Source organism: Acinetobacter sp. YH18001, assembly GCF_013416975.1.
Classification (GTDB): domain Bacteria; phylum Pseudomonadota; class Gammaproteobacteria; order Pseudomonadales; family Moraxellaceae; genus Acinetobacter; species Acinetobacter pseudolwoffii.
Window position 1 is genome coordinate 1 of the sequence record NZ_VPEU01000013.1, and the last position, 22,449, is coordinate 22,449.

A 22,449-nucleotide genomic window follows, 5' to 3' on the forward strand; every position below is an offset into this window, starting at 1 on the left:
TCTAGTAATTTGAATTGATAACATAGCATCCTTAAATTGCTAACCGTATATATTAGCTTCTCTAATTATTGCTACGTTAGTTTTATTCTTTTTAGACAAATTCGTAAAGGGTAGTTTTTTAAAGAATAGTTGAAATGTATAGCAATATACCAACCATTCTTCTGACTCTATTTCCTGGCTGTGTTATTGGTTGTTTTTGATAAACTTAAAAGACAAAGAATTAGTCTATGAAAAAAATATTATATATCAGCATTTTATCTTTTGCACTAACCTCGGTATCTTTGTTTTATCAAAGATACATCCCTATTAATCGTATAGTGGTAGATCAAATTGAGGAAGTACATAGACTTGCAGGAGGATTTCCTTTTGTATTCTTAATTGATGGAGATTTTACATCACCTGCTAATAATATAAGTGTGTTATTTATTTTCTGGGATCAAGATGAATTTCTCTTTAACTATTTTCTTTTAAATTATTTATTTTGGTTAAGTGTTTTATTAGCTTTTTACTTTATGAAAAAGAAATTTAAGATTTTATAATTTTCTAAAACCAATGCCCTAAAACTCCATATATAACTTTAAAAATCAATGATATGAGTATTTATAAAAAGCCTATCCTCTCTAGAATAGGCTTTTCTTATGACAAAAGATATGTCATATATGGCTCAATCAAAATTTCATGTTGAGGCTCTAACCGACAGCCTGCTCTAAAAGAATATTCCCATAGAGTTCCCGCAAATCTTTTTTCAGCATCTTTCCAGTTCCACTTAGTGGAATTGAGTCTACAAAAACCACTCTGTCTGGAACCTGCCATTTAGCGACTTTATCAGCATAATAATCGAGTAGCTCTGTCTCACTCAGCTGACTGTCCGATTTTTTAATTGCAATCAATACCGGACGTTCATCCCACTTTGGATGCTGGGCGGCAATCACCGCCGCCATCGCAATTTCCGGATGTCCCATGGCAATATTTTCCAGATCCACCGATGAAATCCATTCGCCGCCAGACTTGATTAAATCTTTGGAACGGTCACTGAGTTTTACAAAACCATCTTGATTCAGCGTGCCAATATCCCCTGTATCTAACCAACCATCCTCAGTCAATGGAGATTCTTGCTTACCGAAATACTTATTAATAACCCAGTGCCCTTTCACCTGTAAACTTCCGATAGTTTCACCATCTCGTTCAATTTCATGCGTACATTTTTCTACATCAGTTAAACGTACACTAACCCCAAATGGCGGTCGGCCTTGAGACAGACGAATCTGCTGTTTTTCTTCATCTGATAGCTGCAAATGTTTGGCTTTGAGCTGATTGGCAGTAGCCACTGGACCTGTTTCCGTCATGCCCCAAGCATGAATTGTTTCACAGTTAAACTGCTCTTTGAAAGTTCGTAACATTGCCGGTGGACAGGCCGATCCTCCGATTACATTACGTTTCAGACTTTCCAGCTTGGAACCTGACTGGTTTGCTGCGGCAATCAAACCCTGCCAGATGGTTGGCACGCCAAGCGCCACTGAAACTTTATACGTATCAATCAGATTCACCAGACTAACACCATCAAGACCTGGCCCCGGCAGTACCAGCGTACATCCCACCATGGCCGCCGCGTATGGCGTGCCCCATGCATTCACATGGAACATCGGCACCACTGGCAACATAATATCGGCAGCCGAGACATTTAGTGAGTCCGGTAAAATGATGGCATAGCTATGTAATACAGTAGAGCGGTGGCTATATAGCACGCCTTTAGGGTTGCCCGTGGTTCCTGATGTATAGCACAGTGAACTGGCTGAGTTTTCATCAATGATTGGCCATTCAAATTCTGTGTGTTGACTGGCAATCAGATCATCATAAAATTGCACTTCTGGAATGGCTTCAGTGACGCTCGGATCGGCAGCATCCAGACAGATAAAATGCTCGACTGAGGTCAGCAGCGGTTTTACCGCTTTGATTAAAGGTACAAATGTTTTATCAAAGATGACCACACGATCTGCCGCATCATTCATAATAAAAATCAGCTGCTCCGGAAACAGGCGCGGATTAATGGTATGACAGACCAGACCGCTGCCAGAAATAGCATACCAGGACTCTAAATGGCGATGATTATTCCAGGCAATGGTGGCAACCCGATCTCCCTGTTCCAAGCCGAGTTGTTGCAATACCTTGGCAAAACGTTTCGAGTTTTGATGAATTTTGCCCCAGTTGGTCACCTTAATGCTGGTGTCGGTATTTTTGGAAATTACCTCGGTATCGGCATGATAGCGCCCTGCATGTTCAATCATGCTGCTGATCAGTAAAGGCTGAAACATCATATTTCCGAGCATTGTCCACTCCTTTGTGCTTGTTATTGGTCCGTGTATTCGTATCGTTGTTATATATACATGATGGTTCGGTCTAAGACCGTGACATAGTTTTTATCATCATGTGGACTGAATTTAGCAAGTAAATCTGAATTTGTAAGTATCGAATTGTGACAAATTAAGAGAAGTGACTCAGGCGTATAAAAATTAGAATACGATTGATGGAGAGGTAGAGAATTTCCCTAGAAAGGTTGAGACCTGATATTCAATTTAATGATCATGTATTGAGTTCATGTCGACCCGATTAATACAACCATCCCATTTGAATGGAAATATTTACTTGGATACTGATCTTAGAAGAACAGTACAGCAGATCGATAGAACGCCAGCTTGAAAATAGACTGACAACCACATTAACCTTAATTTGTTATATTGAGCATCTTGAAATATGCTATAAATCAAAATAATTAGAACAGTCTTAGTTCAAGCAAGTGTATGTATAAGTCTGAAAAACTGGCGCAGAATATCCGTCAGATGATTGAAAACGGCGTATGGAGGGTACATGAAAAATTACCTTCACTCCGCGAACAGACCCAATTGTCTGGCTATAGCCTGATGACGGTACTCAATGCTTATCAGGAACTTGAAGCGCAAGGTCTGGTTTATGCCAGAGATAAATCCGGCTATTACGTTGCAGAGCGTTCTACAGATCTGGTCAACAGCAAACAACCAATCCAGATTAGTTTAAGCCCAAAAGTTCAAATCAACTCTGTGGTATTTAATTATTTAAAATCGATCCAAGCAGCAGAAATTGTGCCTTTTGGTTCCGCATTTCCCAATGCAGAGCTGTTATATAACGCCAAATTTATGCAGATTCTGGCGCAGCAGGCCAAAAGAAAAAGCAGTTATAACAACCAGAATCATATGCCGCCTGGCAATCAGGATTTACGCCAACTGATTGCCAATCGTTACCAGTTGCAAGGCATTGCTTGCCATGCAGATGACATTGTCATTACATCCGGTGCATTAGAAGCACTGAATCTGTCTTTACAGGCATTGACCCAACCCGGTGATTTTATCCTGCTGCAACAAACCATATTTTATGGGGCCTGGCAGGCAGCCGAGCGTTTGGGGCTACAGGTGATTACTATCCCTGAGCATCCGCAATTCGGTTTTGATCTGGCATCATTTGAACAGGCTTTGAAACAGTATCCGATCAAGGTGTGCTGGCTAATGCTGAACGCGCATAATCCGATTGGCTTTACTGTTAGTTCGGAAATTAAACAGAGAATTGCTGAACTTTTGTATGAATATCAGGTCTATTTAATCGAAGATGATGTTTATCAGGAATTGAATTATGGTTCATCCAAACCGCTACCGGTTAAATATTTTGACCAGCATCAGATGGTGCTGCACTGTGCTTCATTTTCCAAAACACTAGGCATGGGCGCACGCGTCGGTTGGGTCTATGCCGGTCCATTTTCCGATGCCATTCAGCATTTGCAGCTCATGAGCACTTTAACGGTCAGTCCCTTACTCCAGAACACGCTGGTAGAATTTATTTCGCATCATCATTATGAAAAACATTTACGACAGCTAAGATATAATCTGGAAAAATATAAAAAGAAGTTTTATCAGGAACTCAAAAACCGCTTAGCGCCTACATGTAAAATTTACTATTATTCCAGTGGTTATTTTCTCTGGATCGAATTGCCAAATGGTCTAGATGGACAGGTGCTTTATGAGCAACTGATTCAGAAAGGTATTTCAATCGCCCCTGCATTATTGTTTAAACCGGATCATGCCAGTCAGCATTATATGCGCCTGAATTGTTCTTTTGAATGGACCGCCGAGATAGAAAATGCAGTGAATCTTTTAGCAGATACCATTCAGCAGAAATAGAAAAAGCGTGAATGAGTTCATCCACGCTTTTTTTAGGTCAAGATACCCGAATTTACAAGCATCTTAGAAGTTGTAAATGGCAACCGCATTGATTCGGTTGTCTTCACCTTTATTACTGCCATTTGGTGTAGCTGCAGCTACTGCCTCACGTTCACCGTAGACATATTCCAAACCAAAACTGAGTGGCTTGGTTGGGCTATAGAACACGTTTGCCCACGCTTGCCAAAGATCCTTGTTGGTTTTGGTTTGATCAACAGCAGCTAAATAACCAGCATCCTCATCAAAACTCATATAACCATAGCCCAAAGTACCGCGCAATTTGTCATTAAATTGCTGGGTTAAACCTACCGAAATCGAATCGAATTCACTTTGGTAAAGATCGCTGCCTGCTACTACTACACCCGTATTGGCATTCGAGACAAAGCTACTATCGCCTTTGACATGATAATAATCCGCTTTTAAAGTCGTCCCCGGTACAATGTCATATTTCGCCCCCAGCCCTACGCCCCACGCCATTTCTTCATTTTCATTGATGCGTTTTTCATGACCCATGGCACGTGCACTGACTGCAAAATTATCGGCAAATTTATGATTTAAACGTGCGGTTAAAGCAGGCAGACGTTGTTTAATTGTACCGTCTTTCGGATCTTCCACTGCAACGACCAGATTGGTTTCAGGGCTGAAAGTGCTGGTGTGGCGCACTTGTGGTGTGCGTTTAATCGAACCCCCAGCATATACCAGAGCATCTACAGTTTCCGGAATATAGTCTGGCGTGGCAAAGTTTGACCAGGTTTGACCGATCAGCCAGTTAGCATAGCTGATATAAGCATGACGAATTCGCAGGTTGTCAAAGCCGGCCCCACCTAAAAAGTCCACCTCAACTTTACCGCTGAGTGCTTTATCCCCAGCACCTACAGGTGCTTTAAAATCCATCCCTAAACGCGTGGCAGAAAGTGTCGACTTAAACTCATCACTACGCTCCCCAGCACCTTCAAGTGGTACTGAACCGATCTGGTTGAACATGCGGACTGGTAAACCACCTTCAGCCTGATAAGATGCATCGGCACGAATGTTTCCGTATAGATTAAACTCGGCACCACTGGCGATTTTCATCACCGGTTTGCTGGCTGGAGTTGCAGGTGTAGATGCGACGACCGGCGCAGTTACAGCCGCTTTCTGAACGTGCTGCTGTTCAATCAAGGCACGTAAGGCCTGAACTTCCTGGCGCAGTTGTTCAATTTCCTGCTGACTGCTTTGCGTGGTTTGTGCTTGAACCGATAAGCTCATGCTCCCCATACTGATTGCAATCATGCTCATCAAAAGCGTGTGTTTTCGTGTTGGCTTATTGATTGTTGTGGTGAATAGTGTCGTGTTCATCCTAAACTCGCTTTTTATTGTTCGACTAGATTCTAGCAACAGATCACCACCCGTTACGATGGCGATCTATATCATTGGTAATACTATCTTTATTAACTATAGTTTAATTCATTAACTGGTCTTTTCTGCCAGTGAATCTGGCTGAATAGTCTTCGCTGTAAGGGCTTGACCATCTACAGAGCTTTTTAAGTTCACCAGGAAAATTGCCAGCGCAGCAATCACGCCAGGAATCGCAATAGCAAAGAAGTTCATTTGATGCGGTAAATTCATGGTTAATAAAGCACCGGTCAGTACCGGACCAACAATCGCCCCAATACGTCCAATCCCTGATGCCCAGCCCATGCCGGTAGAACGCACCGTCGATGGATAATATTGCGCAACAAAGGTATAGAGTAGAATTTGTGAGCCAATCGTTGCAGCACCTGCTACAGCAATCAGGGTATAGAGCACAAACTGCGGACTGTTAAAGCCAAGCAAGATCAGGGCGATTGCTCCGCATAAGAACATGATCGTGAGGACTTTTTTGATGTGGAAACGATCTGCCAGATAACCACCGCCAATTGCACCGACCATACCCCCAATATTTAATGCAAACAGGAAGATCATACTGGCACCTAGCGAGTAACCGGCCTGAATCATCAGTTTAGGTAACCAGCTTCCCAAGGCATAGACCATTAATAGGCACATAAAAAACGCCAGCCAGAACATGAAGGTACTGAAGCTGCGACCTTGTTGAAATAGTGCTTTTAATGGGGCTTCATCGCCTTTTTGTACTTCATTCAGTACAAACTGGGTGTCACTGGTAATAACCTGTGTCGGAGATATTTTTTGAATAATATCATTTGCTTGTGCAGTCTGTTGCTTGTTGGTCAAGTACATCAGCGATTCTGGCAAGTATTTCCAAAGAATTGGCAAAAGTAACAGTGGAATACCGGCTAACAAGAACATGATTTTCCAGCCATATTGTGGCACCAGCCATGCACCTAACAGCGCAGAGGTCATACCGCCAATCGCATAGCCACTAAACATTAAGGCCACCAAAGTACTGCGGATACGCTTAGGCGCATATTCGGTCATCAAGGCCACCACGTTCGGCATAACCCCGCCAATCCCTAAGCCGGCAAGGAAACGTAAGATTCCGAATTCGACCGGTGATGTCGCAAAAGCACCGATGAATGTGAATCCACTAAAAATAGCCACGCACATCATGATGGTTTTTTTACGACCTAACTTATCGGACAAGGTTCCAAAAGTCATGGCACCAAACATCATGCCAAATAATGCGGTACTGGCCAGCATCCCGGCTTGCACTGTAGTTAATGACCATTCTTGCATCAACAGAGGCAAGGCGACCCCATAGATCACCAGATCATAGCCATCAAAAATAATGATCAGCAAACACCAGATCAGCACGCCCCAATGAAAGGGCGTGAACTTTGCTTCATCAATCAGCGTATTTATATTCACTTTATTTGTAGACATCTCCACCTCCAGATTGTGAAGTTCAATTTATGAAAGCCACAATGAAGAAGATGCAGAATAATGTCCAAAACTGAATAGGCATGCCTTTATACCTATAAAGTCTGATTCAGGCTAAACATTTAAATTAATTAAAAAATATATTATTGAATGGTGGAATATTTTTTAATATAGGCTAATAAACTTGCCAAGAGCTGCTGATTGCTGTGCCTCTTGAAATGATTGATTGGACTTAAAACACCGAACGATCATACTTTAATGCTTCAAGATCATAGACTTGATAGACAGCATCAAATAGGTAGCGGATATATTCACTTTCATCCATATTACGCATGGCCATAAATACAGGACTCACAGCAAATGCATCTGCTAAAGGTATAAAGTTGAGATGGGCCAATTTAATATTTTGTGCACTTTCCGGTGCGATACAAACACCCTCTCCCGCCGCTACAAAACCGAGTGCCAGCTGCAATTCGCGTACAATCCGCAGATTTTTAGGCTCTAATCCATACTCAGAAAATATGCCGCGCACCTGGGTGGCAAAATTGGCCTTTCCCGTATTCGGATATAAAAACAACTGCTGATCGACCAGTTCAGATAAATGCAGGCTCTCGCGTTGAGCAAGAACATGACTGGCATGTGCTGCCACCACCAAACGCTCTTCACGCAACAACACCCGCTTTATGGCCGGATCCGAGATTCTTAAGCGGCCAAAACCGACATCTATACGGCCTTCTTTGAGGGCCTGAATCTGTTCATAAGTATTCATTTCCATCATCTCGATTTTGAGATAAGGATGCTGCTGTTTAAACAAAAACAGAATACGCGACAGCAAACCGAACAATAAAGAACCAACAAAACCGATGGTAATGGTGCGATCTGCAATGCCGATGCGCTTGGTCATCGACTTAATCTCTTCCGCATTAGACAAAAGTTTAACAGCGTGCTGATAGAAGAACTGACCTGCTTCTGTGGTCTTCAATGGACGGCTACCACGCTCAAATAACTGAATATCCAGCTCTGCTTCAAGGTTTTGGATCTGTCTGCTTAAAGGAGGCTGAGCAATAAATAGTTTTTCTGCCGCTTTAGTAAAACTTTGCTCTTCTACCACCGCAACAAAATAGCGTAAATGTCTAAGTTCCATGATCTAGAATACCTTTAAAGTATAAAAAAATGCTAAATCGATCTTAGACCAATCAACATTATTCTTTTAAGGTATATCAAATCGAAGCATTAAAGCAAGAATGTGAATCCGTATTATGTATAAGTCAGTTGAAACCTTGCTGGTAGAAATCCCGACCATTCGCCCTCACAAGATGGCTGTGGCGACGATGCAAACCCAGACCCTGGTCTTAGTTAAAATCACCACTGAAGATGGTTATATCGGTTGGGGTGAGGCAACGACGATCGGCGGCTTAGGTTATGGTGATGAAAGCCCGGAAAGCGTTAAAGTCAATATTGAAACTTATTTCGCCCCCCTTTTAAAGACATTATCCGGTTTAAATGTTGCACAAACATTACAAGCGATCAAAAAGAATATTAATGGTAACCGTTTTGCCAAATGCGCGATTCAGACTGCCCTGCTAGATATTCAGGCACAGCGCATGCAGCAGCCGCTCAGTGAGGTCTTAGGTGGCCGCTTACGTGACAGTATTCCAGTGCTTTGGGTCTTGGCTTCAGGCAATACAGAAAAAGATATTGCTGAAGCAGAAAAAATGATTGCAGCAAAACGCCATAACATTTTCAAACTCAAAATTGGTTCCCGTCCAGTTGAAGAAGATGTTGAGCATGTGCTGGCGATTAAAAAAGCCCTGGGCAAAGACATTTCGATTCGTGTCGATGTCAACCGTGCCTGGTCAGAATTAGACGCCATTAAAGGAATTCAGTTGCTGCAAGACGGCGGTGTTGATCTGATTGAGCAGCCATGTGCGATTGATAACCTCGATGCAATGCGCCGTCTCACCCGACGTTTTGATATTGCCATCATGGCAGACGAATCTTTAATGGGCCCACATTCAGCCTATGAAATTGCAAAACAAAACGGTTCATCTGTTTTTGCAGTGAAAGTTGCCCAGTCAGGTGGTCTGATCGAAGGTTGTGAAGTCGGAAATATTGCCAAACTTGCAGGAATCGATCTGTACGGCGGCACCATGCTGGAAGGTCCGGTCGGCACGATTGCTTCGGCACATGTATTTTCAACCTTTGAAACATTAGCTTTTGGTACTGAACTGTTTGGTCCTTTGCTACTGACTGAAGATATTTTGAAAACCCCACTCAACTATCAAAACTTTGAACTTGAGATTCCGAAAGGATCTGGTCTGGGGATTGAGTTGGATGAAAACAAGATTGACAACTTGCGTCGTCAATAATTCGAGGAGATACCCATGCTTTTCCATGTACGGATGGACGTGAACATTCCACAGGATATGCCAGTGGAACAGGCCAATGAAATCAAGGCCATTGAAAAAGCCTATTCCCACGACTTGCAACGTCAGGGTAAATGGCGCCATATCTGGCGAATCACTGGCCAGTATTCAAACATCAGTATTTTTGATGTTGAAAGCAATGAAGAATTGCACAGCCTGCTTCAGGGCCTGCCACTCTATCCCTATATGAAGATCGAAGTGATGGCATTGAATCGTCACCCTTCTTCTATTCGTGATGACGACAGCTAATTAAGAATATGGGAATTGGGGAATAACGTTATTCCCCCTCTCACAGCAAGACCAGAGGGTAACCAAACAAGGATTGTGGCCAGCAAGATTTAGCCAGCCAGAGCAAGCTAAACAGCGCGCCACATAAAAGAATGTAGACATACTGAGGAGTAATAGTATGAATCGCCAAGAAATTGATGCATTAGTAAAACAAATGAATGTCGACACTGCGACAGGTCCTGTAGATGAGCGTGTACAGCAAATTACTGTACGTTTACTCGGTGATCTTTTCCAGGCGATCGAAGATCTTGATATTTCACAAACTGAATTGTGGAAAGGTCTTGAATACTTTACTGATGCAGGCCAAGCAAACGAGCTAGGTCTATTGGCTGCAGGTTTGGGTCTAGAGCATTACTTGGACCTACGTGCTGATGAAGCAGATGCAAAAGCAGGAATTAGCGGTGGTACACCACGTACCATTGAAGGCCCACTTTATGTCTCAGGTGCACCAGAGTCAGTTGGCTTTGCACGTATGGATGATGGTTCTGAATCAGACAAAATCCCAACGTTGATCATTGAAGGGACAGTGACGGATACTGAAGGCAATATCATCGAAGGCGCTAAAGTTGAAATTTGGCATGCCAACAGCCTAGGGAACTATTCATTCTTTGATAAGTCACAGTCTGATTTCAACTTACGTCGCTCTATCTTCAGTGACCAAGACGGCAAATACGTTGCACTCACAACAATGCCGGTCGGTTATGGCTGCCCTCCAGAAGGTACCACCCAGTTTGTACTGGACAAATTAGGCCGTCACGGTAACCGTCCATCGCATGTGCATTACTTCGTATCTGCACCGGGCTACCGCAAGCTGACCACTCAATTCAACATCGAAGGCGACCAGTACCTGTGGGATGACTTTGCATTCGCAACCCGTGAAGGCCTGGTGGCAACTGCGGTGGATGTGACTGATGAAGCTGAAATTGCAAAACGTGGCTTAAAAGGTCCTTTCAAACACATCCAGTTCGATATTGAACTTGTCAAAGAACAAGCTGCTGCACCAACGACTGAAGTTGATCGTCGCCGCGCTAGCGCTTAATACAACTATAGAAGCGGGGTATGTTTCAAAGATATATCCCGCTGACTTCCCCCCAGGAAAGTCGGAGAAAGGACATGCCTCGTATTCCCGTAATTAACACCAGCCATTTAGATCGCATTGACGAATTACTGGTGGATGATTTTGAATCTGGTGAATTTAAACTGCACCGTTCAGTATTCACAGATCAAGCCCTGTTTGACCTGGAGATGAAATACATCTTTGAAAGCAACTGGGTTTATCTGGCACATGAAAGCCAGATTCCAAACAACAACGATTTCTATACCACTTATATGGGCCGTCAACCCATTATCATTGCACGTAACCGTCAAGGTGAACTGAATGCAATGATTAATGCCTGTTCGCATCGCGGTGCACAGTTGTGCCGTAACAAGAAGGGCAATAAAGCGACCTATACTTGCCCCTTCCATGGCTGGACGTTCAATAACTCCGGTAAGTTATTAAAAGTTAAAGACCCGGCTGAGGCAGGTTATTCAGACTGTTTTAATAAAGATGGTTCACATGACCTGAAAAAAGTAGCGCGCTTTGAAAACTATAAAGGCTTCCTGTTTGGTAGTTTGAATCCGGATGTCCCTTCTCTGGAAGAATACCTGGGTGAAGCAACCAAAATCATTGACATGATCGTGGGTCAGTCTGAGCAAGGTCTGGAAGTATTACGTGGTTCTTCAACTTATACTTATGAAGGCAACTGGAAGTTGACTGCTGAAAACGGTGCCGATGGTTATCACGTGTCTGCTGTACACTGGAACTATGCTGCCACGACTCAGCAACGTAAAGAAAAAGAAGCGGGTGATAACATCCGTGCCATGAGCGCAGGTTCATGGGGCAAACAAGGCGGTGGTTCTTACGGCTTTGAACATGGTCACATGCTACTTTGGACGCAATGGGCGAACCCGGAAGACCGTCCTAACTTTGCCAAGAAAGATGAATACACCGAGCAATATGGCGAAGCCATGGCGAAATGGATGATCGAACGTTCACGTAACCTGTGTATCTATCCAAACGTTTACTTCATGGATCAGTTCGGTTCACAAATTCGTGTACTGCGCCCGATTTCTGTCGATAAGACTGAAGTGACCATCTACTGTATCGCGCCTGTCGGTGAAGAGCCAGAAGCACGTACCCGTCGTATCCGTCAGTATGAAGATTTCTTTAACGCATCAGGTATGGCAACGCCAGACGATCTTGAAGAATTCCGTGCCTGTCAGGCAGGTTATGCCGGTATTGCACTGGAATGGAACGACATGTGTCGCGGTTCAAAACACTGGATCCATGGTCCAGATGATGCAGCGAACGAAATCGGTTTAAAACCAAAACTATCTGGTATTAAAACGGAAGATGAAGGTCTGTATCTGGCTCAGCATCAATATTGGTTGGAACTAATCAAGAAAGGTATCGCGTCTGAGAAAGAAATTGCAGCATCGACTGAAGGAGAAAACGCATGAGCGACATCACTTTAGAAAATATTGCGCAGTTCCTGTATCAGGAAGCACGCTTTTTAGATGATGAGCAATGGGATGACTGGTTAACTTGTTATGCCCCTACTGCGTCTTTCTGGATGCCAGCCTGGGATGATGACGACAAACTGACCACAGATCCACAGTCTGAAATCTCGTTGATTTACTACCCGGATCGTCAAGGACTGGAAGACCGTGTGTTCCGTATCAAGACTGAACGTTCGTCTGCAACCATGCCGGACACACGTACCTGCCATAACCTCAGCAATATTGAAATTGTAGAACGTGATGGTGACAAAGTGACTGTACGTTTTAACTGGAACACTTTGAGTTTCCGTTACAAAAACAGCTACAGCTACTTCGGTATGTCACGTTATGAAATCGACTTTTCAGGCGATAAACCACAAATTTTAAGCAAATACGTGGTACTGAAAAACGATTACATCAACCAGGTCATCGATATTTATCACCTCTAAGACTGTTCATACAGCCAGGTTAAGCCTTTCAGTCAGATGGAAAATTGACTGAAAGGCTCAGTTACAAAGATTTATATAGGATATTCAGCCATGTCAAACCACAATGTTGCACTTCAATTTGAAGATGGCGTTACACGTTTTATTTCTGTTTCTGACGGAGAAACACTGTCAGACGCAGCTTACCGTCAAAAGATCAATATTCCTTTGGATTGCCGTGATGGTGCTTGTGGAACGTGTCGTGCGTTTTGTGAATCAGGTTCGTATGACATGCCTGAAGAAACTTATATTGAAGATGCATTAACGCCTGAAGAAGCCGCTGAAGGCTTTATTCTGGCTTGTCAATGTAAACCAACTTCAGATGCAGTATTCCAGATCCAGGCATCTTCTGAGGTCTGTAAAACTGAAATTCATGCCTTCCAGGGTACTTTGGCACGCGTAGAGAACTTATCTGACTCGACTATTACTTTTGATATTCAGTTAGACGAAGGTCAGGCAGACATTCACTTCCTTGCCGGTCAATATGTCAATGTCGGTATTCCGGGAACGACTGAAACCCGTTCTTATTCATTCAGTTCAAAACCAGGTAACCGTTTAACCGGGTTTGTGGTACGTAACGTGCCAAACGGTAAAATGAGTGAATTTTTAAGCGTCAATGCCAAAGCTGGCGACAAAATGACTTTCACGGGTCCATTTGGTAGCTTCTACCTGCGTAATGTGACACGGCCGGTGCTGATGCTGGCGGGTGGTACAGGGATCGCGCCGTTTATGTCGATGCTGCAAGTCTTAGAAGAAAAAGGTTCAGAACATCCAGTGCGTCTGGTGTTTGGTGTGACCAATGATTTTGACCTGGTGGCGATTGAAAAATTAAATGAGCTGCAAGATAAATTCCCTTGGTTCGAATACCGTACTGTGATTGCGAATCCAGAATCTAATCATGAGCGTAAAGGCTATGTGACCGGTCATATCGAAAAAGAATGGCTCAATGCGGGTGAGGTGGATATTTATCTGTGTGGTCCTGTGCCAATGGTTGAAGCAGTTCGCGGCTGGTTAGATGCTGAAGGCGTTAAACCTGCAAACTTCCTGTTTGAAAAATTCTCTGCAAACTAAGTTCAGACTGAACCGGAGAATAGAATGAACCGTGCAAAAAGATTTGAAAATAAAGTCGTGATCGTGACCGGTGCTGCCCAAGGCATCGGGCGCGGTGTGGCGCTGCAAGTGGCAAACGAAGGCGCACAAGTCGTCATGGCGGATCTTTCCCCTTTTGTAGAGGAAGTTCTGGCTGAAATTGAAGCCACTGGCGGTGATGCGATTACTGTCAAAGCCAATCTGGAAACCTTTGCCGGCGCAGAATCTGTTGTCGCCAAAGCGCTGCAAACTTATGGCCGTGTCGATGTCCTGATCAACAATGTTGGCGGCGCGATTTGGATGAAACCTTTTGAAGAATTTTCTGAAGAGGAAATTATCAAGGAGGTGAACCGCTCACTGTTCCCAACGCTGTGGTGCTGCCGTGCAGTTCTTCCAGAAATGATTAAAAATCAGAAAGGTACAATTGTAAACGTATCTTCTATTGCCACACGTGGTATTAACCGTGTTCCATATTCAGCATCTAAAGGTGGTGTGAACGGTTTGACCGCTTCCCTCGCCTTTGAACATGCCAAAGATGGAATTCGTGTCAATGCGATTGCAACTGGCGGTACCGAAGCACCACCGCGTAAAGTGCCACGCAATGCCAATCCGCTGACTGAATCAGAAAAAGACTGGATGCAGCAAGTGGTTGATCAGACCATTGACCGTACTTTTATGGGTCGCTACGGTACGATTCAGGAACAGGTGAATGCCATTGTATTCCTGGCTTCGGATGAATCATCGTATATGACTGGTACCGTCGTACCGGTCGGTGGTGGTGATCAGGGCTAAATCCTGATCATGACTTTTTTTTAACAGGATCATGGTTTGACGCAAGGAGGCACATCACCAATGAACACCCTGTTTCAGACATTAAAAAATGATTGGTCAATTTCAGCAACTGTTGCAGGATTTTTAGCAGTACTGATTTCCTATTCAGGCCCACTAATCATTTTTTTCCAGGCTGCTCAACAAGCCCAAGTTTCCCCAGACATGATGATTTCATGGATTTGGGGAATTTCTATTGGTGCTGCACTTGCCGGTATTTTCTTATCGATTAAATACAAAATACCGGTGGTGACTGCCTGGTCTGCACCCGGAACGGCTTTATTAGTCACGCTTTTTCCTGATATTTCGCTCAATGAAGCGGTTGCTGCCTATATCACCTCTGCCGTGGTGATTTTTTTCATTGGGATCACCGGTTATTTCGACAAATTGCTGTCCTGGATTCCTCAGGAAGTGGCTGCCGGAATGATGGCCGGGATTTTATTGCAGTTTGGTTTAGGTCTGTTTACGGCAACCGATACCATGCCCTACATTGTGTTTGGCATGCTGGCAGTATTTTTACTGGCCAAGCGTTTCAGCCCACGCTATGCCATGGTTTGGGTATTAGTGGCAGGTGTGGTTTTAAGTCTGTTACTGGGCAAAATTAACCCGGTAACCGCTGATTTTAGCTTGGCGATTCCACAATTTATTGCCCCGGAATGGACCTGGAACTCTACCTTGAATCTGGCACTACCGCTGATTTTAGTCAGTCTTTCTGGCCAGTTTTTACCAGGCATGAGTATTATCAAGCTCAGCGGTTATGACATGCCGGCCAAACCTATTATTAGTGTGACCAGTATTGCTTCGCTTGCGGTGGCCTGTGTAGGCGGCATTACCATTGTACTGGCCTCAATCACGGCTGCTTTATGTTTGGGTAAAGATGCCCATGAACTGAAAGAAAAGCGTTATATCGCCGGCGTGGCCAATGGGCTTTTTTATATTTTAGGCGGCTTATTTGCCGGCAGCATTGTCATGCTGTTTAGCCTGATGCCCAAAGAACTCATTGCGGCTTTGGCAGGACTGGCATTGCTCGGTGCAATTGCCACCAATATTTCCGTTGCAATGGGCAAAGAATCACAACGTGATGCTGCCCTAATCACCTTTTTGGCGACTGCATCTGGTATGCAGTTCCTTGGACTGAGCTCAGTCTTTTGGGGGATTTGTATTGGTTTGGTGGCGCACTTTGTATTGTCACAGAAAGACCGTAACGCTGTTCCGCTTGCAGCATCAGATTCAAAATGAGTTTAAAGACATCCATAAGTTTAGGATATGAAAGGACCAGATTATGATAGATAAAAGTTCATTGTCATTGAAAGAAGCACTCTCCCAGATCAAAGATGGTTCAACCATCATGATTGGTGGTTTCGGTACAGCAGGTCAGCCTGCTGAACTGATTGATGGTCTGATCGAATTGGGTATCAAAGACTTAATTATCGTCAATAACAATGCCGGCAATGGCGACTACGGTTTGGCGAAACTGCTGAAAGCCGGGGCTGTACGTAAAATCATTTGCTCTTTCCCGCGTCAGTCTGATTCCTGGGTATTCGATGAACTTTACCGTGCAGGTAAGATCGAACTGGAACTGGTGCCGCAAGGTAATCTGGCTTGCCGTATTCAGGCCGCAGGTATGGGCTTAGGTCCAATCTACACGCCGACCGGTTTTGGTACCTTGCTGGCTGAAGGCAAACCGACTTTAAATTACGAAGGCAAAGACTTCGTTTTAGAAAATCCAATTAAAGCGGACTTTGCTTTGATTAAAGCCTCTAAAGGCGACCGTTGGGGCAATCTGGTATATCGCAAATCTGCCCGTAACTTTGGCCCGATCATGGCGATGGCCGCAGATATCACCATTGCTCAAGTGTCTGAAGTCGTGGAACTCGGTGCACTGGATCCAGAGCACATCATCACCCCGGGAATTTTTGTTCAACACGTTGTTCAAGTTAAACCTGCACAATAATTGGCATCGGAGATAAATAATGAGCTATAGCAAACTGACCCGTGACCAGATCGCTGAACGTGTGGCACAAGACATTCCTGATGGTGCTTATGTCAACCTGGGCATCGGCTTGCCAACCAAAATTTCCAGCTACCTGCCTTCAGATAAAGATGTATTCCTACATTCTGAAAATGGCCTGTTGGCTTTTGGTCCTCCTCCTGCTGAAGAAGACCGTGATCCAGAGCTGATCAATGCTGGTAAAGAATTCGTAACCTTACTGGAAGGGGGTTCATTCTTCCATCATGGTGATTCCTTCGCGATGATGCGTGGCGGTCATTTAGACATCGCGGTATTGGGTGCCTTCCAGATTGCTGAAAATGGTGATCTGGCCAACTGGCATACTGGCGCACCGGATGCGATTCCGGCTGTGGGCGGTGCAATGGATTTGGCTGTGGGTGCCAAGAAAGTTTTCATCACCACCGATCACGTCACGAAGAAAGGCGAGCCAAAAATTGTGGCTGAACTGTCTTATCCGGCGACTGGTTTGAAATGTGTGGATCGTATCTATACCGACCTGTGTGTGATTGATATCACCAGCGAAGGCATGAAAGTGATTGAGAAAGTCGAAGGTCTGTCATTCGAAGAATTGCAGTCATTGACTGGCGCCAAGCTGATTGATGCGACTCAAAACTAATTCATAAATCCTCCCTAAATCCCTCCTTTATTAAAGGAGGGACTTTCACCCTTTAAATTCCGGGAAAAACGCCTCCCTTTAGTAAAGGGAGGTTGGGAGGGATTCAAAGATTTGGAAAGTAAAAACATGAAAAACGCCTATATTATCGATGCCATCCGTACCCCATTCGGCCGTTATGCCGGTGGCCTCGCTCCTGTTCGTACTGATGATCTCGGTGCACTTCCAATCAAAGCCTTAATAGAACGTAATCCATCGGTGAACTGGGAACAGGTCGATGATGTGATCTATGGCTGTGCCAACCAGGCCGGTGAAGATAACCGTAACGTTGGCCGTATGTCAGCGCTGCTTGCAGGTGTGCCTTATCAAGTGCCTGCAACTACAGTCAACCGCCTATGTGGTTCATCGCTAGATACTATCTCCATGGCTGCACGTGCGATTAAAGCGGGTGAAGCCCATCTGATTATTGCCGGTGGTGTCGAGTCAATGTCTCGTGCACCCTTTGTCATGGGTAAATCAGAAACCGCCTATGGCCGTAGTCAGAAAATCGAAGATACCACCATGGGCTGGCGTTTCATTAACCCGAAACTCAAAGACATGTACGGCGTAGAAACCATGCCGCAAACGGCTGAAAATGTCGCTGAACAGTTTGGGATTAACCGTGAAGATCAGGACAAATTTGCCCTGAGCAGCCAGCAACGTACAGCCGCAGCACAAGCCAAGGGTTTCTTTGATAAAGAAATCATTCCGGTGGTGATTCCACAACGTAAAGGCGATCCGGTGGTCGTAGATAAAGATGAACATCCACGTGCCTCTACCACTGCAGAAGCTCTGGCAAAACTGAAACCTGTGGTCAAAGCAGATGGTACAGTTACAGCCGGTAATGCTTCAGGCATTAACGATGGTGCTGCCGCCCTACTGATCGCGTCTGATGAAGCGATTGCGCAATACGGTTTAAAACCACGTGCCAAAATTATTGGCTCAACAGTTGTGGGTGTTGAGCCGCGCATCATGGGATTTGGCCCGGCACCTGCTATCAAAAAGCTACTTGCTCAAACCGGTTTAACGCTAGAGCAGATGGATGTGATCGAGCTGAATGAAGCTTTTGCGGCCCAAGCACTGGCATGTACCCGTGATCTAGGCATTGAAGACGGCTCGGAAAAAGTCAATCCGAACGGTGGCGCAATTGCATTGGGTCATCCACTCGGCGCCTCTGGTGCACGTCTGGTGACCACTGCCTTGAACCAGCTGGAACAAACTGGCGGTCAATATGCACTCTGTTCAATGTGTATTGGTGTCGGTCAAGGTATTGCTTTGATTATCGAACGCGTCTAAAAGCAATATCACTTAATGAAAATTTCCCCTCCCTTTTTTAAAGGGAGGTCGGGAGGGATTTTAATGCCAACATTTACATCTAACGATGCACAAATTAATTACCAGACTTTTGGGGATGCCTCTAAACCTGCAATTGTGTTCTCCAATTCATTGGGCACCAAATTCAGCATGTGGCAGCCACAAATTGAATTTTTCCAGAAAGATTATTTCGTGGTGTGTTATGACACCCGTGGTCACGGTGGCTCGAGCGCACCACAAGGGCCATATACCCTGGATCAACTGGGTCAAGATGTAGTGAATCTACTGGATCATTTAAATATCCAGAAAGCTGCTTTCTGTGGCATTTCCATGGGTGGTCTGACTGGCCAATGGCTGGCAATTAACCGCCCAGAACGCTTTAACCAAGTGATTGTGTGTAATACGGCAGCCAAAATTGGTCAGGAACAGGCCTGGCTGGAACGTGCTGCACTGGTGCGTGAGCAAGGCTTGGCACCGATTGCATCGACCGCAGCATCACGCTGGTTTACCGAACCCTTTATTCAAAGCAACGCAGCAATTGTTGCAGAACTTTCAAACGACCTTGGAGCTGGCAGCCCGGAAGGTTATGCGAGTTGCTGTGAAGCTTTGGCTAAAGCGGATTTACGTGAACAGTTAAAGACAATTTCAGTTCCTGTATTGATTGTGGCAGGTCAGCAAGATCCTGTAACGACTGTTGCTGATGGTCAGTCGATGCAAGCCAGCATTGCCAATAGCCAACTGTTTGAAATCAATGCATCGCATATTTCCAATGTCGAGCAACCTGAAGCGTTCAATCAGGCAGTTCAGGCATTTATTGCAGCTTAAACTGCTCAAAAAAAGAAAAAAGCCACTGATCATCATCAGTGGCTTTTTTTTATCAAGATGGAGTCAGCATTAAGCCCAAATGACCAAAATCGCAGCGATCACCACCAAGCCCAACCCCCAATGTTCGGCACGTGCCAGTTTCTCCTTAAAGAAATATGCAGAAATCAGCATACTAAATAAAATCTCGATTTGACCTAGTGTTTTGACAATGGGCACACTCATCATGCTCATGGCAGTAAACCAGCCCAGCGATGCCATAAAGCTGCACACGCTGACTTTAAAGGTTAATCTCAAGCGTTGCCACATGGCCACTAAAGTCTGGCGGCTAAATAGACTCAGATAGATCAGCATACTGATGCATTGAAAACTGATGACCATCAGCAGTACCCATGCAGCACGATGGACAGTTGGCAATGTGCTTAGCTCCAGACTCGCCTCCCTGACCAAGAGTGAGGTAATCGCAAAACTTAAGCCGCTGCCGATTCCAATCGCTAAGGTCTGGGCAGAAAATCCGCTGATCTGCTGGCCTTTACTCAGCAGGAATACAGCATAAGCACCGAGTACCACACCGATCCAGGCCAGTACCGATAAATGATCGGCTAAAAACACGACACCAATGACGGCGGCAAGAATGGCTTCACTTTTAGCCAAACCGACCCCAATCGCATAATTTTTTTGTTGAAACAGCTTCACCATCAAGGCAGTCGCTAAAATCTGGCTTGAACCAGCAATCACAATATAGACCCAAAACCTGGGAGTAAAATGGATAATATTTTCAACGGGCTTGAAGTGATAAAGACTGGACAGATAGATTATTGCAAAGGGCAAGGCAAAGATAAACCGTGCCAGCGTGACCCCCCAAACATCGACCGTAGTGCTCAGCTGTTTTTGAAATGCATTACGCCATGCCTGCATAAATGCAGCCATTAAGGTGAAAAAGATCCAGCTGATTGCCATAAAATGATTTGCATATATAACAAAAGTGAACCAATTCTATGCCTAAGTAAAAGGCATGACTAATTAAAAATGGAGTGAAGGTGAATAGCGGAAAGTTTGGATTGTTTTTAGATGGTTTAAATTTCAGCTAAGTAGTCTTTTCGCATGGGAATAAAACGAATGCCATTTTCCTCAGTGTATTCGCCCATTTCAACAAAACCGAAGCGTTTATAAATATCCAAAGCATATAAACTGGATTTTACAGTAATAGATTGATGACCTTGGCTACGAATATGTTTTTCTAAAAAGCGCCACATTTGGCGACCGTAACCTTGACCTTGATAAGCCTTATTCAAGAAAAAATGCATGAAATGTACAGGTGCTATATAAGCCACCACACCGACTATTCTGCGGTCAATTTCAGCCACATAATAATAAATTATCTGGCCGTTCAAAAATGGTTTGAATTACTTCAGCTTTAAAACGTAAGCGTCCCTCTTCTGCCGTAGTGACAGCCTCTACAAATGGTGCAATGACTTCTACGATAGCAGATGTATCCTGAACAGTAGCTTTTCTAATGTTCATATTATTTTAAATTTCACCTTAACCTGGCTTTGTTGCAAAAACAGATCATCTGTCAATTTGTATTTCTCTAAGCAATCTTTTTCTATTTAAAAATAACGAGTTATTTAGCTCACAATATAATGCCAAGCATCCTCCATTTACAATTCAGCCATATAGAGTTTTTATTAAAATTTTTATGATGTTATTACAATAGGATGAAATTTAGGTAGGCATTCTAGACAGTTTGCTTCCCTACAGGGAGTTTAGATGAAACATTTTGAATGCGCCGTCTGCCAGCAACAGCTATTTTTTTACAAATCAGTCTGTGATCATTGTATGTCACCAATCGGCTATGTCGCTTCGGAAAAAGAATTGTGCGCATTTAAAAAGCAGAGTGCTGATCAATGGATTCCAGTCTCCAAAAGTTATCAGCATGCCAGTTATAAACCCTGTCATAACTATACGCACTATCAGGTATGTAACTGGATGATTCCCAGTAATGAAGATGAAGATTTTTGTGAGTCCTGTCAACTCACTCATGTGATTCCTGATCTGGAAAATTCAGAGAACCTGATTTACTGGTTTCGACTGGAAGAGGCCAAACGCCGCTTCCTTTATTTGGCGCAGCGTATGAACATGATGCCACGCCCCAAAAAATCTGAAGATGATCCATTTGGCCTGCGTTTTGATTTTTTACTGCCTGAAGATGATCAGCCGGTTTTGATTGGTCATGCCAATGGTGTGATTACTTTAAATGCGATTGAAGCGGATGTGGTGTATCGTGAAACAACACGCGTGAATATGGGAGAAAATTACCGGACTTTATTGGGCCATTTTCGCCATGAAAGCGGACATTACTATTTTGCACTGATGCAACACTTACATCCGGAACTGATTGAAGAGTTTCGTCATTATTTTGGCGATGAGCGGCAAAATTACAGTGAGGCGCTGCAAACTTATTATAATGACGGCGCCCCGATCAACTGGCAGGAAAACTATATTAGTGCTTATGCCACCGCACATCCCTGGGAAGACTGGGCAGAAACCTGGGCGCATTATCTGCATATGATGGAAACACTAGAAACTGCTTACTATGCTGGAATCCGCGTTATTGGCAATGGTGGCTATCTGGCCAGCATGGATTTTAAAGAATGTCCAATTGGCGGACAGGACGTTGAACATATTCTTGCAAACTGGGTTACCTTAACCTTTAATTTAAATGCCTTGAACCGTTGTATGGGTCTGGAAGATGCCTACCCATTCAAGCTGACCGAAGCGGTAAAAGACAAGCTTCGATTTATACATCGGCATGTACTGGAAAAAGTTTTTAAATCATCCAAATGATCTCTAAACGAAAAAAACTGAATGCAATAAAATGAATAAAGCCCGTATACGACGGGCTTTATTTAATGATCAACGCGATTAAACG

Annotated in this window: 21 protein-coding genes; 15 read left to right on the plus strand and 6 right to left on the minus strand. The window is 44.1% G+C overall.

Features of this window, described 5'->3' with window-relative positions:
- Positions 1-227: 227 nt before the first annotated feature.
- Positions 228-539 (plus strand): hypothetical protein, encoded by a 312-nt coding sequence (locus FTV48_RS06170; protein ID WP_005096948.1) that lies wholly within the window; start codon positions 228-230, stop codon positions 537-539.
- A gap of 150 nt (positions 540-689) precedes the next feature.
- Here the strand turns inward: FTV48_RS06170 and FTV48_RS06175 are convergent, their stop codons facing one another.
- A complete protein-coding gene (locus FTV48_RS06175; RefSeq protein ID WP_179999707.1) occupies positions 690-2,327 on the minus strand; it encodes a long-chain-fatty-acid--CoA ligase in 1,638 nt (545 codons plus the stop codon).
- 471 nt (positions 2,328-2,798) lie between these two features.
- On the opposite strand from FTV48_RS06175, the gene FTV48_RS06180 reads away from it, so the two are divergent.
- On the plus strand, positions 2,799-4,205 hold the full coding sequence (locus tag FTV48_RS06180; RefSeq protein ID WP_179999709.1) for a PLP-dependent aminotransferase family protein: 1,407 nt from the start codon (positions 2,799-2,801) through the stop codon (positions 4,203-4,205).
- Between the two features lie 63 nt (positions 4,206-4,268).
- Here the strand turns inward: FTV48_RS06180 and FTV48_RS06185 are convergent, their stop codons facing one another.
- From FTV48_RS06185 to FTV48_RS06195, 3 genes are all read right to left on the minus strand, one after another.
- Positions 4,269-5,582 (minus strand): DcaP family trimeric outer membrane transporter, encoded by a 1,314-nt coding sequence (locus FTV48_RS06185; protein WP_179999710.1) that lies wholly within the window; start codon positions 5,580-5,582, stop codon positions 4,269-4,271.
- 111 nt (positions 5,583-5,693) lie between these two features.
- Complete coding sequence (locus tag FTV48_RS06190) at positions 5,694-7,064, minus strand: aromatic acid/H+ symport family MFS transporter (RefSeq protein WP_005170831.1); 1,371 nt, start codon at positions 7,062-7,064, stop codon at positions 5,694-5,696.
- 229 nt (positions 7,065-7,293) lie between these two features.
- Positions 7,294-8,205: a LysR family transcriptional regulator gene (locus tag FTV48_RS06195; protein ID WP_005096953.1), complete on the minus strand. Its 912-nt coding sequence runs from the start codon at positions 8,203-8,205 to the stop codon at positions 7,294-7,296.
- A 115-nt stretch (positions 8,206-8,320) separates the two neighbouring features.
- On the opposite strand from FTV48_RS06195, the gene FTV48_RS06200 reads away from it, so the two are divergent.
- From FTV48_RS06200 to pcaD, 12 genes are all read left to right on the plus strand, one after another.
- Positions 8,321-9,430 carry a muconate/chloromuconate family cycloisomerase gene (locus tag FTV48_RS06200; RefSeq protein ID WP_005170827.1) on the plus strand — a complete coding sequence of 370 codons (1,110 nt, stop codon included), beginning with the start codon at positions 8,321-8,323 and terminating at the stop codon, positions 9,428-9,430.
- Between the two features lie 15 nt (positions 9,431-9,445).
- Positions 9,446-9,736, plus strand: a complete 291-nt coding sequence (gene catC, locus FTV48_RS06205) for a muconolactone Delta-isomerase (protein WP_005170825.1) — start codon at positions 9,446-9,448, stop codon at positions 9,734-9,736.
- A gap of 157 nt (positions 9,737-9,893) precedes the next feature.
- Positions 9,894-10,814, plus strand: a complete 921-nt coding sequence (catA, locus tag FTV48_RS06210) for a catechol 1,2-dioxygenase (protein WP_005170822.1) — start codon at positions 9,894-9,896, stop codon at positions 10,812-10,814.
- Positions 10,815-10,888: 74 nt separating this feature from the next.
- Entirely contained in the window at positions 10,889-12,277 is a 1,389-nt protein-coding gene (gene benA, locus FTV48_RS06215; protein WP_074382752.1) for a benzoate 1,2-dioxygenase large subunit, read from the plus strand.
- Positions 12,274-12,765 (plus strand): benzoate 1,2-dioxygenase small subunit, encoded by a 492-nt coding sequence (gene benB, locus FTV48_RS06220; RefSeq protein ID WP_005170815.1) that lies wholly within the window; start codon positions 12,274-12,276, stop codon positions 12,763-12,765. The genes benA and benB overlap by 4 nt, the downstream gene beginning before the upstream one ends.
- A gap of 90 nt (positions 12,766-12,855) precedes the next feature.
- Entirely contained in the window at positions 12,856-13,872 is a 1,017-nt protein-coding gene (gene benC / locus FTV48_RS06225) for a benzoate 1,2-dioxygenase electron transfer component BenC (protein WP_005096960.1), read from the plus strand.
- Positions 13,873-13,896: 24 nt separating this feature from the next.
- Entirely contained in the window at positions 13,897-14,682 is a 786-nt protein-coding gene (benD, locus tag FTV48_RS06230) for a benzoate diol dehydrogenase BenD (RefSeq protein WP_179999712.1), read from the plus strand.
- A 60-nt stretch (positions 14,683-14,742) separates the two neighbouring features.
- The gene (benE, locus tag FTV48_RS06235; RefSeq protein WP_074382750.1) at positions 14,743-15,957 is read left to right on the plus strand and encodes a benzoate/H(+) symporter BenE; all 1,215 of its coding nucleotides are present in this window, start codon (positions 14,743-14,745) and stop codon (positions 15,955-15,957) included.
- A gap of 43 nt (positions 15,958-16,000) precedes the next feature.
- Positions 16,001-16,672 (plus strand): 3-oxoacid CoA-transferase subunit A, encoded by a 672-nt coding sequence (locus FTV48_RS06240; RefSeq protein WP_005096964.1) that lies wholly within the window; start codon positions 16,001-16,003, stop codon positions 16,670-16,672.
- A gap of 19 nt (positions 16,673-16,691) precedes the next feature.
- Positions 16,692-17,345, plus strand: coding sequence for a 3-oxoacid CoA-transferase subunit B (locus FTV48_RS06245; RefSeq protein WP_159515746.1), 654 nt, complete (start codon positions 16,692-16,694; stop codon positions 17,343-17,345).
- A gap of 126 nt (positions 17,346-17,471) precedes the next feature.
- Positions 17,472-18,677, plus strand: a complete 1,206-nt coding sequence (gene pcaF, locus FTV48_RS06250; RefSeq protein ID WP_005096966.1) for a 3-oxoadipyl-CoA thiolase — start codon at positions 17,472-17,474, stop codon at positions 18,675-18,677.
- 63 nt (positions 18,678-18,740) lie between these two features.
- Entirely contained in the window at positions 18,741-19,520 is a 780-nt protein-coding gene (gene pcaD / locus FTV48_RS06255) for a 3-oxoadipate enol-lactonase (RefSeq protein ID WP_005170799.1), read from the plus strand.
- 69 nt (positions 19,521-19,589) lie between these two features.
- Here pcaD and FTV48_RS06260 read toward each other — a convergent pair whose 3' ends face one another.
- Together FTV48_RS06260 and FTV48_RS15180 are read right to left on the minus strand one after the other, a co-directional pair.
- Positions 19,590-20,477: a DMT family transporter gene (locus FTV48_RS06260; RefSeq protein ID WP_005096969.1), complete on the minus strand. Its 888-nt coding sequence runs from the start codon at positions 20,475-20,477 to the stop codon at positions 19,590-19,592.
- A 116-nt stretch (positions 20,478-20,593) separates the two neighbouring features.
- Positions 20,594-20,884, minus strand: coding sequence for a GNAT family N-acetyltransferase (locus FTV48_RS15180; RefSeq protein ID WP_005096971.1), 291 nt, complete (start codon positions 20,882-20,884; stop codon positions 20,594-20,596).
- A 403-nt stretch (positions 20,885-21,287) separates the two neighbouring features.
- Between FTV48_RS15180 and FTV48_RS06270 the strand changes: the two genes are divergently transcribed.
- Entirely contained in the window at positions 21,288-22,364 is a 1,077-nt protein-coding gene (locus FTV48_RS06270; RefSeq protein ID WP_005096974.1) for a putative zinc-binding metallopeptidase, read from the plus strand.
- Positions 22,365-22,449: the final 85 nt, after the last annotated feature.